General features: G+C 62.9%; 13 protein-coding genes and 1 pseudogene. 5 read left to right on the forward strand and 9 right to left on the reverse strand.

What is annotated here, in order from left to right; genetic code table 11:
- Window positions 1–41 precede the first annotated feature (41 nt).
- The 9 genes from hutH to B0G76_RS44190 all read right to left on the reverse strand — a co-directional run bounded on the left by hutH (window position 42) and on the right by B0G76_RS44190 (window position 8,255).
- Window positions 42–1,685 carry a histidine ammonia-lyase gene (hutH, locus tag B0G76_RS28310; RefSeq protein WP_120295416.1) on the reverse strand — a complete coding sequence of 548 codons (1,644 nt, stop codon included), beginning with the start codon at window positions 1,683–1,685 and terminating at the stop codon, window positions 42–44.
- Window positions 1,686–1,740: 55 nt separating this feature from the next.
- Window positions 1,741–2,532: an ABC transporter ATP-binding protein gene (locus B0G76_RS28315; protein WP_028197383.1), complete on the reverse strand. Its 792-nt coding sequence runs from the start codon at window positions 2,530–2,532 to the stop codon at window positions 1,741–1,743.
- 34 nt (window positions 2,533–2,566) lie between these two features.
- On the reverse strand, window positions 2,567–3,322 hold the full coding sequence (locus tag B0G76_RS28320; protein ID WP_120295417.1) for an ABC transporter permease: 756 nt from the start codon (window positions 3,320–3,322) through the stop codon (window positions 2,567–2,569).
- 15 nt (window positions 3,323–3,337) lie between these two features.
- The gene (locus B0G76_RS28325) at window positions 3,338–4,060 is read right to left on the reverse strand and encodes an ABC transporter permease (protein ID WP_120295418.1); all 723 of its coding nucleotides are present in this window, start codon (window positions 4,058–4,060) and stop codon (window positions 3,338–3,340) included.
- Window positions 4,061–4,151: 91 nt separating this feature from the next.
- Window positions 4,152–4,976, reverse strand: coding sequence for a transporter substrate-binding domain-containing protein (locus tag B0G76_RS28330; RefSeq protein WP_409076765.1), 825 nt, complete (start codon window positions 4,974–4,976; stop codon window positions 4,152–4,154).
- 327 nt (window positions 4,977–5,303) lie between these two features.
- Complete coding sequence (locus tag B0G76_RS28335) at window positions 5,304–5,984, reverse strand: isoprenylcysteine carboxylmethyltransferase family protein (RefSeq protein WP_120295420.1); 681 nt, start codon at window positions 5,982–5,984, stop codon at window positions 5,304–5,306.
- Between the two features lie 62 nt (window positions 5,985–6,046).
- Window positions 6,047–6,886, reverse strand: a complete 840-nt coding sequence (locus B0G76_RS28340) for an arylamine N-acetyltransferase (RefSeq protein WP_120295421.1) — start codon at window positions 6,884–6,886, stop codon at window positions 6,047–6,049.
- A gap of 191 nt (window positions 6,887–7,077) precedes the next feature.
- Window positions 7,078–7,761, reverse strand: a complete 684-nt coding sequence (locus tag B0G76_RS28345; protein WP_120295422.1) for a hypothetical protein — start codon at window positions 7,759–7,761, stop codon at window positions 7,078–7,080.
- 290 nt (window positions 7,762–8,051) lie between these two features.
- Window positions 8,052–8,255, reverse strand: coding sequence for a hypothetical protein (locus B0G76_RS44190; protein WP_259460892.1), 204 nt, complete (start codon window positions 8,253–8,255; stop codon window positions 8,052–8,054).
- On the opposite strand from B0G76_RS44190, the pseudogene B0G76_RS28350 reads away from it, so the two are divergent.
- The 5 genes and pseudogenes from B0G76_RS28350 to B0G76_RS28370 all read left to right on the forward strand — a co-directional run bounded on the left by B0G76_RS28350 (window position 8,194) and on the right by B0G76_RS28370 (window position 14,998).
- Window positions 8,194–9,619 (forward strand): annotated as a pseudogene (locus tag B0G76_RS28350) (carbohydrate porin). The gene B0G76_RS44190 and the pseudogene B0G76_RS28350 overlap by 62 nt on opposite strands.
- Window positions 9,620–9,743: 124 nt before the next feature.
- Window positions 9,744–10,895 (forward strand): hypothetical protein, encoded by a 1,152-nt coding sequence (locus B0G76_RS28355; protein ID WP_120295423.1) that lies wholly within the window; start codon window positions 9,744–9,746, stop codon window positions 10,893–10,895.
- 78 nt (window positions 10,896–10,973) lie between these two features.
- Window positions 10,974–12,275, forward strand: a complete 1,302-nt coding sequence (gene efeB, locus B0G76_RS28360; RefSeq protein WP_120295424.1) for an iron uptake transporter deferrochelatase/peroxidase subunit — start codon at window positions 10,974–10,976, stop codon at window positions 12,273–12,275.
- 86 nt (window positions 12,276–12,361) lie between these two features.
- Window positions 12,362–13,393 carry an iron ABC transporter substrate-binding protein gene (locus B0G76_RS28365; RefSeq protein ID WP_120295425.1) on the forward strand — a complete coding sequence of 344 codons (1,032 nt, stop codon included), beginning with the start codon at window positions 12,362–12,364 and terminating at the stop codon, window positions 13,391–13,393.
- Complete coding sequence (locus B0G76_RS28370) at window positions 13,394–14,998, forward strand: iron ABC transporter permease (RefSeq protein ID WP_120295426.1); 1,605 nt, start codon at window positions 13,394–13,396, stop codon at window positions 14,996–14,998.
- Window positions 14,999–15,009: the final 11 nt, after the last annotated feature.

The raw sequence follows: 15,009 nt of genomic DNA on the forward strand, positions 1-15,009 counted from the left end.
TCAATCCGGTTCCATCAACTCCAACGCTACACCCGAGTCCCTTAACTCGCGTGGGCCGTCGCCCGGCCATCGTTGGCCGCCGAATCGGTACCGAGCTTGGCCGCCGCGGCAACGCTCGTCACGCTCGCCAATTCGGCAAGACCCGCGCCGCCGATTGAAGCATCCGGCCCGGGCCGAATATTACCCGGGTTTGGCAGCGGCGGCGGCATTCCGTCGGCGATCAGACGAAACGCAATCGACATGTCGTCCGCGAGCGGCCGGTCGTCGCGATAAGTCGGCACGGCGCGGCGTACAAGTTGCCACAGCGAGTCAGTGTGCGGTGCGCGCGGCGCGTCGATGCTTTGCAGGTCATAGGCCTGGGCCGCCGCCAGCAATTCGATCGCGACGATACGCCCGGCGTTGTCGACGATCTCCAGCGCTTTCAGCGCGGCGGGCGTGGCGTGGCACAGATGGTCTTCCTGCAGGCCAGACGTGATGCCGCCGTCGAGACTCGCGGGCATCGCAAGGCGCCGGTTCTGCGCCACCAGCGAGGCCGCGGTGTACTGCGCGATCATGAAGCCGGAACAGGTGCCGCCCGGCTCCGCGAGAAACGCCGGCAAACCGCTCACGAGCGGATTGACCAGACGATCCAGACGCCGCTCGGCCATCGCAGCAACTTGTGCGATCGCGGTGGCGAGGCTGTCCATTGCCAATGCGATCGACGCCCCCACTGCATGCGCCTGCGAATAGACACGTGGATTCTCCGGCGTGCCGGCGACGATCGGGTTGTCGGTAATCGATGCGAGCTCGCGATTGAGCACCTCGGCGGTCGCGGCCAGCACGTCGCGCGCGGCACCGTGCACGTGCGGAATGGTCCGCAAGCTCAACGGGTCTTGCGTGCGCTGGCCGGCCACCGCAGCGAGGATGCCGCTGTCGGCGAGCGCCAGGCGCATCCGTTCGCCGACAAGGCTCAGGCCGGGCGAGAAGCGCAATGCCAGCGATTCAGCATCGAACGCGGCGAGCTGACCGCGCAGATTCTCGAAGCTCATCGCGGCGACCATGTCGGTCCAGTCGAGCAGGCGCTCGGCGCGGGCCAATGCCAACGCCGCGAGACCTGTCACGCACGGCGTGCCGTTGACGAGGCTCAGGCCTTCCTTGGCCTGGAGCACCAGCGGTTCGAGCCCGAGCATCTGCAACGCGTCGCGCCCTTTGAGCCGTTCGCCGCGATAGCGCACATGGCCTTCGCCGATGCATACCAGCGCAATATGCGCCATATGGCTCAGATAACCGACCGAGCCGAACGCCGGCACTTCGGGCAGGCAATCTGCGTTGATCAACGCAACGAGCCGGTCGGCGACTTCAAGACGAATCCCCGAATGTCCGTGTGCGTAGTTGTTGACGGCCGCCACCATGATCGCGCGTGTTTCAGCGCTACCGAGCGGCACGCCAACGCCGACGGCATGGCTCATCAGAATGTTGCGCGACAGCGTGTGCTGCTCGGAAGGCGAGACGATGACGTCGCACAATGCGCCGACGCCTGTATTCACGCCATAAGCGCGAATACCGCGCGCGACGATCTGCTCGACCAGTTCGCGCGACGCGGCGATCCGTGCACGCGCATCGGCGGAAAGCTCAAGCGGCTCGCCAGCGGCAACCGCTGCGACCTGCTGCCAGTTGAGAGAACGATCGGAACGGATGACGGTCATGATAGTGCTCTGCCCGGTGAAATGACGAGATGGTCGAGCCGCTATTGCAGGTCGATTAGTTAGTCGTGCGATCCTGGTGGCTCGACACGAATTGACGGAAACGGTCCGACTTGCATTCGACGAATACTTCGTCCGGCGTGCCGTCGGCTTCGACCTGACCTTGATGCAGGAACATCACGCGATTCGACACATGACGCGCGAAACCCATCTCGTGCGTGACCACCAGCATTGTGCGGCCCTCTTCGGCAAGCGAGCGCATCACGCGCAGCACTTCGCCAACCAGCTCAGGGTCGAGCGCCGAAGTCGGTTCGTCGAACAGCATCACCTTCGGATGCATCGCCAAAGCGCGGGCGATCGCCACACGCTGCTGCTGACCACCGGACAAATGCGCCGGATAGTGACCGCGTTTCTCCGCGAGGCCGACTTTCGCGAGCAGCGCTTCTGCTTCTTCAACCGATTCAGCGCGGCTGCGCTTCTGTACGCGCATCGGCCCTTCGATCAGATTCTCCAGCACGGTCATATGCGACCACAGGTTGAAGTTCTGAAACACCATGCCGAGTTGCGAGCGCACCCGGTCTACCTGACGGCGGTCGCTCGGTTGCAGCTTGCCGTCGCCGCGCCGCTTCATTTTCAGCTCTTCGCCGCCGAGCGCCACCGAGCCGTCATCGGGCGTTTCGAGCAGATTCAGGCAACGCAGGAACGTGCTCTTGCCGGAGCCGCTCGCGCCAAGAATCGAAATCACGTCGCCTTGATGGGCGTCGAGCGAAATGCCTTTGAGCACGTGGTGGTCGCCGAACGATTTGTGAATGTTCTTGACCGACAGTGCAACAGGTGCGGTAGCGTTCATGGAGTTCTCCAGATTCTGAAAATGGTGCGATCGTTCAGGGTGCGGCGCGGCGTGCTTCGGTCGTGGTCGAAACCGGCCGCTTCGGCGAGCTTTGCGTGGGCGCCGCACGCAGGTGGCGCGACAGACGCGTCTCGAGGAAGCCGAGCAAACGCACGATGACGAAATTCAGGAACAGGTAGATCAGCGCGGCGCAGATGAATACTTCAGTGGTGCGATACGTTTGCTGAATGATCTGCTGCGCGACGCCCGTCACTTCCCACACGGTGACAAGACTGGCGAGCGCGGTGGATTTGACGAGTAGCACGGCCTCGGTCGAGTACGCGGGCAGACACTGACGCAAGGCAATCGGACCGATCACACGGCGCAGCAGTGCGAAACCCGACAAGCCGATCGAATAGCCCGCTTCGATCTGACCGACCGGCACGGCCATCAACCCGCCGCGGATAATCTCGGCGGTATATCCGGCGGTGCACAGCGCCAGGGATAAAACCGCGCACATGTACGGTTCGCGCAACACCGGCCACAGGAAGCTCTCGCGAATCACGCCGAACTGGCCCATGCCGTAGTAGACGAGGAACATCTGGATCAACAGCGGCGAGCCGCGGAACACGAGGATATAAGCGCGGGCGAAGCGATTCGGCAGCCAGTGCGGCGATACGCGCATCGTGACGATCACGAGCGAAAGCAGGCCGCCCAGAATCAACGAGCAGAAGAACAGCCCGAGCGTGGTCGGCACGGCCGCGAGCAGTTGCCGCAGCGTGTCGAGCAGGAAATCGAAGTCGAAATGCATGATGTCCGGTCCTCGTCAGTTGCGCGCGAAGTTGCGCTTGAAGGATCGGCCCACGCGCGCTTCGGCGCGGTTGAAGATCCGGTTCGAGATGCTGGTCATCAGCAGATACAGCGCGCCGCCCACCACGAAGAACGTGAAGTACTGATGCGTCGAACCTGCCGCCACCTGGCTGGCGCGCAGCAGTTCGGCGAGCCCCGTGACGGAAATCAGCGCCGAGTCTTTCAGGCTCAATTGCCAGACGTTGCCGATGCCCGGCAACGCAAAACGCAACACTTGCGGAATAAGAATGCGGCGCGCCATGGTCATGGTGGGCATGCCGATCGAACGCGCCGCTTCGAGTTCGCCGCGCGAAACCGCGAGCACCGCCGAGCGATACACCTCGGCCTGATACGCGCCGGAAATCATCCCGACGGCGAGCGCGCCGATCACGAACGGCGGCACGCCGACAAAGCCTTCTGCGCCGAACCATTGACCGATCGTGGTCACGAGCGTCGAGCCGCCAAAATAGAACAGATAGATGACGAGCAGTTCAGGCACGCCGCGAAACACGGTGGTGTACACATCGCCGATCACGCGCAGCGTGCGATATCGCGACAGCTTGGCCGCCGCGATCAGCGCGCCGAACACTGCGCCGACTGCGAGCGCGGCCAGCGTGAGCACGACCGTCATCAATGCCGCGAGCAGCAATACGCCGCCCCAGCCTTCCGGCCCGAAGCCGAGCATCTCTATCAGAGCCATTCCCTATCCCTCATCCATGACGGCGGATCGAACCGCCGGCCTGCGCGGCGTGACGCCGCGCGGGGCCGTTACAGCTGAACGCTCAGGCGAATCAAGGCGTGACGTCGGTGTTGAACCACTTGGTGGAGAGTTTCCTGACGGTGCCATCGGCAATCGCGGCACTCAGCGCGGTATCGAACTTCGCTTTCAGGTCGGCGTCCTGCTTGCGGAATGCGATGCCTTCACCCGGACCCCAGATCGGGCCGCCGATCTTCGGGCCGGCCAGAAAGACCGACGTGGCATTTTTCTTGTCGATGTTGGCGGCGTAATAGGTCACGTCGTCGAACGAGGCGTCGATACGGCCGTTAGCCAGATCGAGGTCGCGCTCAGGCGAGGTTTTGTAGACGCGGATCGTGGCGACGTCCTTGAAACTGTCGTTGATGAATTTGGTGTAGACCGTGCCCGACTGAATGCCAATGGTCTTGCCCTTCAGCTGCTTGCGCAATACGTCGACGGTGGGTTGATCGGTTTTCGGATCGCCCGACAGCTTGACGACGGCCGCGGTCGGCACGGCCTTGGGCAGCACTTTCACGTCAGTCACGGCGAACGTGGCCGGCGTGGCGGCGTACGGCTTCGAGAACGCGATGATTTTTTCGCGCTCCGGCGTGATCGAGATCGCGTCCATCAGCACGTCGAACTTGCCCGCTTGCAGGCCTGGGATCATACCGTCCCAGTCTTGTGCAACCAGGTTGCACTGCAGCTTGATGCGCTCGCACAGATTAGCGACCAGTTCAGGTTCGAAGCCGCCCAGCTTGCCGCCCGGCAAGGTCAGGTTCCACGGTGCGTAACCGCCTTCCAGCGCGATCGTCACCGACTTCCAGTCTTTAGCCTGCACCGGTGCCGCGAAAATTGTCGCGGCGCCGAGAACGGCGCCCATCAATGCTTTTGCTAACGTCGTGCGCTTCACTTTCACGTCGAAACTCCTTGGATTGAGGAAACCGTCGAGGCGGGTTGTTTAACTGACACCGGATTTGTATAGACAAGTCTGCATCAGTCAAAAAGCCCTCGCAAGAGGATTTGTTCAAAATCGCGGGAATCATCGGGTAAGCCCCTATAAGATGCGGCGCAGCAAGGCTTTTAAGGGAGTCTTGAAAGTGCAAAGGCAACGCGCCGGTCGAATCCGGACGCATCAGCGTGGTGCGTTTTGTCTAGACAGGTTGGTGCGTGAAGCGTCGACGCGCATCGAGTTGGCGCATTGCGCGCCCTACCAGATGAACGGCACGAAGCGATAACGTACGCGTGAGGTGTAGTCGGTATAGCCGTCGAGTTGCGCGGCGAGGACGCGCTCCTCGCGTACCGCGCGCCAGCCGATGCCGATCACCAGCAGCGGCACGCAGGCGAGCCCCCACCATGAGCCAAGCAGCAAAGGCGTGCCGACGAACATCAGCAATGCGGCCGAGTACATCGGATGGCGAACGAGGGCATACGGGCCGGTATCGATGACTTTATGGCCGCGGCTCGCCTGAATCTTCACGACCGGCGCGGCATAGCTATTGGCCCGGAAGACGATCAGGCACATGAAAATACACAGGAAGATGCAGAGCGAGCCGAGGCTCACCAGCCAGACCGGCAACGGCGCCGACCAGCGATAGCGCATAGCGTCGAGTGCCATCAGGACGAGCCAGGCGCACCACATCACCGCCACACCCACCATAAAGAAGCGGTCCCAACGGCTCTGTTGCGCCTGAATGATTGGCGCGAGACGTTCGGCAAGCAGACCGGGATCGTGGCGAGCCAGCCAGAAACCGACCCATAAACTCAGCCCGCCTGTCTCGATCAGATACCACCACCCCGCCGGCCAGGCGAACGTACCCGCGGCGCCGAACAGCAGTGCGCCCATGCATGCCAGCCAGACCACCGTTTGCAGGATGAGGCGTGTGATCATAGTCGGGTCGTGGCGCTCGTTTCTAGTCGTTGGCGGTTGTAGGTACGTGTCACGCTTTGGTCTCAGGCGGAAGCCGCCGCGGGTGAGCGCACGCGCCAGAACACGTCTGCCATATCGATGTCGCCCGTGTTCAGACCGAATTGATCGCGCAGGCAGGTTGCGAGTTCGTCCGCGGTCTTCAGTTGGCGCTCGCCGATAACCTGACCATCCGCCGAGCGTTCATTCAGTTGATCGTTCAGCAACGTGAGGCGCGATTCCGACAGAACCCGGCAGACAATCAGGTTGTTCAGGAAGATGGAATCCGGTGCGGTCGAGGTGTACCAGTTCGAGGTCTCATAGTCGATCCATTCGACCGGGTGCAAGTCGAAACGGTAGATGCGAGCCCAGGTTTCGTCGCGCGATTGCACTTCGAGGTAGAACGCCCCGTGCGATGCGTCGGCCAGACGGAACGTGCCGAGTTGCGTGTGCTTCGCGGTGCCGGCGATCAGGCGCAGCGGTGCCGTTAGCGTCACGCTGCCGAACCCGACGTCGGCAATCCATGCTTCGTTTTTAATGTCGACACGCAAGACCATGTGCGTGCGAGGAGGGATTGTGCCGGATTCGCGGCCCCACAAGACTCGCCCGATCAGGGGCGTTACGTTGAAGCCCAACTGCGTCAGGACGTTCGCGAAGAGTGCGTTCTGTTCGAAGCAGTAGCCGCCGCGTTTTTGCGTGATCAGCTTGTGTTCGACTGATTCGAGATCGAGTTTTACCGCGCGGCGCGTGAGCGGATTCAGATTCTCGAAGGGGATCGATCGGGGGTGCAGCTGATGGATTTCCTGGAGGACTTCCAGCGTCGCCGCGCGGGGCCCTTCGTAGCCTATGCGGGTGAAGTAATTATCCAGATTCACGGTGTGTGGCATCGGTGTCGTCCCGGTTTGGTTTGGGGGCTGGGCACTCAAGGGCTTCGCGCAACGGCGCGGCATCGGAAGACGATCATAGCTGCTTTTGTTGCCCGCCCAGCACGCGGGTCTTTCTTGTTTGCGTAGTGACCGATATTGGGTCTATTGGCGCCGCCCCATTGCGAGGCGGCACCACCTTCAGAAAGCGCTCATTACTGCCCACCCTTCAACGCCGCGGTCGCGATCGACGGCACGCTGATTCCATGACTCGACGCGAACTGTACTGCCGAGCTCAGCGTCGACATCAACGATTGCAACTGGCCGGGCGCCGATTGCGCGATATAGGACGCGCTCTGCGCCGTCTGCGGATTCATCCCCGCCTGCAACAGCGACGACGGATTCATCTGGCCGAGACTGCCCAGCCCCGACTGCAAACTCGAATACTGGCTCACGCCCTTCCCCAACGAGGACAATCCATCCGTGAACGCCTGCTTGTTCACCGGCGTTGCCGACGCGCCGCCACTCGCGCGGCTCGCGAATGCCTGGGTCAACGACTGCGATAACGACTGCTGCGTGCTGCCCACCTGTGTCAACTGACTTACCGAGGGCGTTCCGCCGCTCAGCAATCCCGCCGCTTGCTGCGCCTGCCCCGCGGCGCTCGTCATGCCCATTGCCGATGCAAGACTCGATTGGCCGCTCAGCACCTGCTGGTTCGCGCCCACGTAGGTCTGCAACAACTGCGATACGCCGCCCGACGAAGCCGTCGCGCCTGCATCCGCCGAACTATTGCCGCCGCCTATGCCGAACTGCTTCAGATTCAGTTGCGCGTTCGATACGCCGCTCACCAGCAAACCGGCGCTCGCCAGCAACGAAAGCAAAAGGATGCGTTTGTTCATCTCTATCTCCTGACATTGGCCTTTCGGGGTACTCGTGCCCTTCGACACCACTCACCGGGACCGGTTCGATATGACCACATTCATGCCAAAACATTACGTTTTAATTCCATTTAACTTTCACTCAAACAACCTTTAGCGGCAGTACGTAAAACTCAAAATTACACATTGGAAATATTGATACGAATCGTTCTCATTTGTGTTGACGCACCCATTCCGCATGCGTACGATCTCGCCATCTGCTGCATCTGGCGTCGCGAACCGATGCGGCAAATCGCAGGCACACGACAACGTCATGCTGCGATCGTTAGATGAGTCGATACAACACAAATAAGGATTTCGATGAAGTTCGCCCAATCAACTGAATTCGCGGGCCGGGCACCTTCGCTTCGCGACTCCGCTGCCCGCGCCGTGCGTCGTTCGCGCTTGCCTTCCATGCGGCGCACCGCGCTCTGCACGGCTTTCGCCTGGGCCTCCTTGACCGCCGGCGCAGCCATGGCCGACGCCAATCCCGATGCCACACCGGAAGCGCCGGAAGCCGACCTGAACATCAAGGCGACGCAAACGAATCAATGGACCGGCTTCTGGAATCGCCCGACCATGCTCGGCGACATCGGCGGCCTGCGTCCGTGGCTCGGCAAGTATGGCGTGACTTTCGCGCTCACCGAAACCAGCGAAGTGCTCGCCAACGTTCGTGGCGGTCTGGCGCGCGGCGCTGACTACGACGGCCTGACAACAGCGACCGTGCAAATGGACACGCAAAAGGCGTTCGGTTTGCCGGGCGGCCTGTTCAACGTCAGCGCCTTGCAGATCCACGGCGCCAATCTCAGCGCCAACAAGCTGGGCACGCTGAATACGGCGAGCGGTATCGAAGCCCAGGATACCACCCGCCTGTGGGAACTGTGGTATCAGCAATCGTTCCTGAACAAGCGCATCGACGTCAAAATTGGTCAGCAAAGTATCGACCAGGAATTCATCGCCAGCACGAAACTCGGCGCTGTTCGTGAATACGATGTTCGGCTGGCCTGCCCTGCCGTCCTACGACATGCCCTCCGGCGGTCCCGCTTATCCGCTGGCCGACCTCGGCGTGCGTGTGCGCGGCCAGATCACGCCTTCGTTGACGGCGCTCGCGGGTGTGTTCGATGGCGATCCGCTTGGCAACAACCCGAACAACCTGAGCGGGACCAACTTCAACCTGCACAACGGCACACTGTTCATCGGCGAGCTGCAGTACGCGATCAACCAGCCGGCCGACGGCGAAATGGTCGGTGCGGGCGGCGGCGGTTTGCCGGGCACCTACAAAGTCGGCGTCTGGTACAACAACGGCAGCTTTGCTGACCAGCGTTTCGACAACACCGGTCTCTCGCTTGCGAACCCGGCGAGTACCGGCGTTGCGCAGAATCATCGCGGCGACTACAGCCTTTACGCGGTCGCCGACCAGATGATCTGGCGCCCGGATCCGGACGAGCCACGCAGCCTCAATGTCTTCGCGCGTGTGATGGGCGCGCCGGGCGACCGCAACCTGGTGAGCCTCGCCGCCAACCTCGGCATCGTGATGAAAGCGCCGTTCGCCGGCCGCGACAACGACAGCGCCGGTATCGCGCTCACGTACATCAAGATCGGCAACCACGTGAATGGTCTCGATCAGGATAACCGGGCATTCAGCGGTGGCCCCTACGGCGTGCGCACCAGCGAAACCACGCTCGAAGCGACCTACCAGTATCAGGTCAACCCGTGGTGGCAACTGCAAGCCGATGCGCAATACACGTTCAATGCCGGCGCCGGCCAGAACCCGAGCGATCCGACGCAACCGCTGCGCAACACGTTCGTCATCGGCGTGCGGACCAACATCACGTTCTGATGCCGTTCGCCATGACACCAACAGCACACTCGTACGCAAATCTGCACGCTCAAGATAAATCGAATCCCATGCTTTCGATCATGACCGCAACTACCGCTTTGTGCGCAGGCACGGAGGCTCATTCATGAACAACCCCACGCGCTCCATTTCGCCGCGCGCCGCGCGGGCCCTGATTGCCGCAACCGTCAGCGCCGCCGCATTCGCGACGGCCGGCGTCGCGCACGCCGACCCGCAAGGTTTCCTCGAGACCGTCAAGCATCACACCACGCTGATCAACACCGTGCCGGAAAACGGCGACCAGAATCCGTATGCGGTGGTGGTCGCGCCGGTCACGGCAGGCACCGTCAAAAAGGGTGACGTGCTGGTCGGCAACTTCAATAACTCGACCAATCTGCAAGGCACCGGCAGCACGATCATCAATTATCATCCGGACACCAAACAGATGACGGTGTTCGCGACGGTGCCGCGCGATCTGAAGGAATGCCCGGGCGGCATCGGCCTCTCGACCGCGATGACGATGCTCAAGTCGGGTTATGTGATCGTCGGCAGCACGCCGAGCAATGACGGCACCACCGGCACCAAGGGTGCCGGCTGCCTGATCGTGATCGATCCGAACGGCAAGATCGCGTCGACCATCAACAGCCCGAACATCAACGATCCGTGGGGCAACCTGGCGGTCGTCGACAACGGCACGAGCGCGACGCTGTTCGTCAGCAACGCCGGCTTCGGCGTGGGCGGTGCGAACGGCAATCCGCCGGTGTTCAAGCAGGCCACCGTGCTGCGTCTGGACCTGGACGTGCCGACCGGTAAGCCGCCGGTCGTGAAGAAGGAAACCGTGATCGGCAGCGGCTTTGGCGCGCAAGCGGACAAGGGCGTGTTCCTCGTCGGTCCGACCGGCCTCGCGCTCTCGGGCGATCAGAAACTGCTGTACGTGTCCGACGCAATCGGCAACCGCATCACCGAAATCGACGATCCGATGACGCGCGACACGAGCGCGGGTGTGGGTCGCCAACTGACCGCCGACGGCCTGCTGCATCGCCCGCTCGCCATGGTCACCGCACCGAACGGCCACCTGCTCGTCACCAACGCACTGAACGGCCAGATCGTCGAGATCGACCCTGCCAGCGGCAAGCAGATCTACGCGCGCTGGATCGATACCGACAAGGCGCAATCGCCCCCGGGCAACGGCGACCTCTTCGGTCTTGCGATGACACCCGAAGGCGACGGCTTCTATTACGTGCAAGACGACGTAAACACGCTGGTCCTTGCGAAGTAAAAACCAGGCGCGCAAATCTGGCCCCCAGGCCGAAGGCGCTTCCTGCACACCCCACGGCCACAAGAAGGTGAAGTAACCATGGCAATCGATCAACCCCCGCGGCCCTCACGGCGCGGTCTTCTGAAGGCCGGCAGTGCGGCGGTCGCAGCGGGCGCGAGCCTTGGTGCGACCGCCGCCGCCCAGGCCGCGCTCGGCAAGACGCCGGCGCACAACGCCGACCCGCAGATGGCGGTCGAGCCGTTCTACGGCTTGCATCAAGGCGGCGTCGTTACACCGCAGCAAAGTCACACGTACGTGGCCGCGCTCGATCTGACGACCGACAAACGCGACGACGTGATCGCCCTGCTGCGTGCCTGGACCGACGCTGCCGCGCGCCTGGCGCAAGGCGCCACGGCCGCACCGCTGCCCACAGGCGACACGGGCAATAACAAAGCCGCACCCGATTCCGGCGACGTGCTCGGCCTCGGCCCCTGCGGCCTGACGATCACCTTCGGCTTCGGCCCCGGCCTCTTCACGCATGAAGGTAAGGACCGCTACGGGCTGGCCGCGCGCCGCCCGGCCGCGCTTGTCGACCTGCCGCGCTTCAACGGCGACCAGCTGATCGCCGAGAAGACCGGCGGCGACCTGTTCATTCAGGCTTGCGCGAACGACCAGCAGGTTGCGTTTCACGCGGTGCGTCAACTGTCGCGCCTCGCTTACGGCGTCGCGGCAATGCGTTGGGGCCAGTCCGGCTTCCTGTCCGGTCCGCGCGGTCAGACGCCGCGCAATCTGATGGGTTTCAAGGACGGCACCAACAATCCGTCGACCGCGAAGCCGCAGTTGATGAACGAATTCGTCTGGGCCGGCGCCACCGCCGACGCGCCGTGGATGGAAGGCGGCACCTACACCGTCGTGCGGCGCATTCGCATTACGCTGGAACACTGGGACAACACCGAAGTCGATTTCCAGGAACAGGTGTTTGGCCGTCACAAATACAGCGGCGCGCCGATCGGCAAGAAGAACGAGTTCGACGCCGTAGACCTGAAGGAAGAAGACAAGGACGGCAATCCGGTGATCCCGGAGAACTCGCACGTGCGTCTGTCGAATCAGGCCAGCAACAACGGTGCGCAGATTTTGCGCCGTTCCTATTCGTACAACGACGGCACGAACTTCTATATCGAGCGCTGGCCGCCATGGCGTCAGGAAACCGAATACGACGCGGGGCTGATTTTTGTGGCTCACCAGAGCGACCCGCGTACCGGCTTCATTCCGATCAACGATAAACTCGCGAAGTTCGACATGATGAACCAGTTCACGACGCACGTCGGCAGCGCGGTGTTCGCTGTGCCGCCGGGCGCGAAACCGGGTTCGTATATCGGCGCGGGCCTGTTCGAGACGTAAGGCAAGCCGCGAAGGAAGCCACCATGCCGCGAGGCATGGCGGCGCATCAAAGACCAACGACAACATCATCAACGGATTTTAGGATCATGGCTCATTCCTGGTTTGGCTCCCGCCTGCGCCTCGTCAGCAGCGCTGCCGCCCTCACGCTGGCTGCGTTCGCGACCGTGCCGTCGACGGCGCACGCCGCGTCGATCACGCTGTACAACGCGCAGCACGAACAGGTCGTCAATCTGCTCGCCAAAGACTTCGAAAAGCAGTCGGGCATTTCGGTGAAGATCCGCAACGGCGAAGGCCCGGCAATGGCCGCGCAAATCGTCGCGGAAGGCGCGGCAACGCCCGCCGACGTGTACTTCACGGAAAATTCGCCCGAGCTGATGCTGCTCGAAGAGAAAGGCCTGTTGAACAAGGTGGACGGCTCGACGCTCGCCACCGTGCCGGCGCGCTTTAGCTCGCCGACCGGCGCATGGGTGGGCGTGACCGCGCGCGAAAGCGTGCTGGCCTATAACACGACCAAGCTGCAGACATCGCAACTGCCGCAGTCGCTGTTCGATCTCGCCAAGCCGGAATGGAAAGGCAAGGTTGGCATCGCACCGAGCGACAGCGACTTCCTGCCGCTGGTGAGCGCCGTGCTCGCGCTGAAGGGCGAAGCACAAACCGTCGCATGGCTGAAGGGCCTGAAAGCCAACGCGCAGATTTTCGACGACGACGAAGGCGTGGTGGCAGCCGTCAATCGCGGCGGCGTCGCGACCGGCATCATCAACAACTACTACTGGGCGCGTCTGCACGCCGAACTCGGCGATGCGAAAACCCGCAGCGCGATCTATCACTTCGGCAAAGGCGACGCCGGCGCGATGGTGAACGTGTCGGGCGCAGCGGTGCTGAAGTCGGCTCACAACACGGATGGCGCGCAGAAGTTTCTGGCCTATCTGGTCAGCGAGCGCGCCCAGCAGCTGATGGCGAACAGCCACGTCATGTTCGAATATCCGCTGCATGCAGGCGTGGCACCGGCCCCGATCCTCAAGCCCCTCGCTGAACTGAGCCCGCCGGCGCTGACCATCCAGCAACTCGGCGACGACAGCCAGGCCGGCAAGCTGTTGCGCCAGGCAGGTTTGCTGTAAATGAGCGATGCCGTGTCAGCCGGGCCTCCGGCTGGAACCCCCGCCCCGGTGCGCGCCCGTTCGCGCGCGCCGCGCGGGTTGTTTGCGGCAGCAGCACTCAGCGCTTTGCTGGTGTTGCTGCCGATTGCGTTTACCTTCTGGCGTGCCGCGAGCTTCGGTATCGGCGAAGCGGTTGATCTGATCTTCCGTCCGCTCGTCGGCGAACTGCTCATCAATACGGTACTGATCACCGTATCGACAACGCTCGTCTGCGCTGTCGTCGGCACGGCCGCCGCATGGTTTGTCGAACGCACGAATCTGCCGGGGCGTCGAATCTGGGCGGTGCTCGCTGCGGCGCCGCTCGCCATGCCGGCGTTCATCTCAAGCTATGCGTGGGTGTCGCTGAGCCTGGATCTGCAGGACTTCAACGGCGCGTTACTGGTGCTGAGTTCCGCGTATTTCCCGCTCGTCTATCTGCCCGTGGCCGCGGCGTTGCGCAGCATGGACCCCGCGCTCGAAGAAAGCGCGCGCGCGCTCGGCTGCAACCGCTGGACCACGTTCATTCGCGTCGTGCTCCCGCAACTGCGTCCGGCACTGCTCGGCGGCATGCTGCTGGTGGCGCTGGGCGTACTGTCCGAATTCGGTGCGTTTACGCTGCTGCGCTTTCGAACCTTCACCACGCAAATCTACGCGGAATACCGCACCAGTTTCGACGGCGGCGGCGCTTCACTGCTCGCGTGCCTGCTGATCGTCATCTGCCTGGTTGTACTGGCATTCGAGTTTCGCGTGCGCGGTGCGGCGCGTTATGAACGCGTCGATCGCGGCACACGTCGCGCAGTGTTGCGCTACGACCTCGGCGCATGGCGCTGGGTCGTCGTCGCCGGCTTCGCCGCCCTGGCGATCGCCACGCTCGGCGTGCCGCTCGGTATGATCGGCTACTGGCTCACACAACCGGGCGCGGCAGCCGTCACACCAGCCGACGTCTCACCCGAACTGCTGTTCAACGCAACGATCTCGTCGCTCGGCTTCGGGCTCGCCGCCGCGCTGCTGACCACACTGCTCGTCGTGCCGCTGGCGTTCCTGCTGGTGCGCTATCCGACACGTTTCGCGACGCTGTTCGAACGCACCGTGTTTCTGGCGCAAGGCATACCGGGGTTGGTAATCGCGCTGGCCATCGTGTCGCTCGCGGTGCATGCGCTGCAACCGCTTTATCAAAGCGCGACGCTGCTGGTGATCGCGTACGCGATGCTGTTCATGCCGATCGCGCTGGTGAGCGTGCGCGCCGCGTTCATGCAGGCGCAGCCGCGTCTCGAAGAGACGGCGCGCGCGCTCGGCCTGACCTGGACGCAGACCCTGTTTCGCGTGGTGTTGCCGCTGGCGGGCCCAGGGCTCGGCGCGGCAGCGGCGATGGTGTTCATCTCGGTCGTCACCGAGCTCAACGCAACGCTGCTGCTCTCCCCGATCGACACCCAAACTCTTGCGACCCAGGTCTGGGCCGACACGTCGACGATGGCGTTTGCCGCCGCAGCGCCCTATGCGGCACTGCTCACCGGCATCTCGCTGTTCGCCTCCGGCCTCCTGTTCGCGTTGCTCGGCAAATCGGCGTTACTTGGCGAGCGCAGCTGAACGCCGCGCGC

Origin of the sequence: Paraburkholderia sp. BL23I1N1, from assembly GCF_003610295.1 — a bacterium.
Classification (GTDB): Bacteria; Pseudomonadota; Gammaproteobacteria; order Burkholderiales; family Burkholderiaceae; genus Paraburkholderia.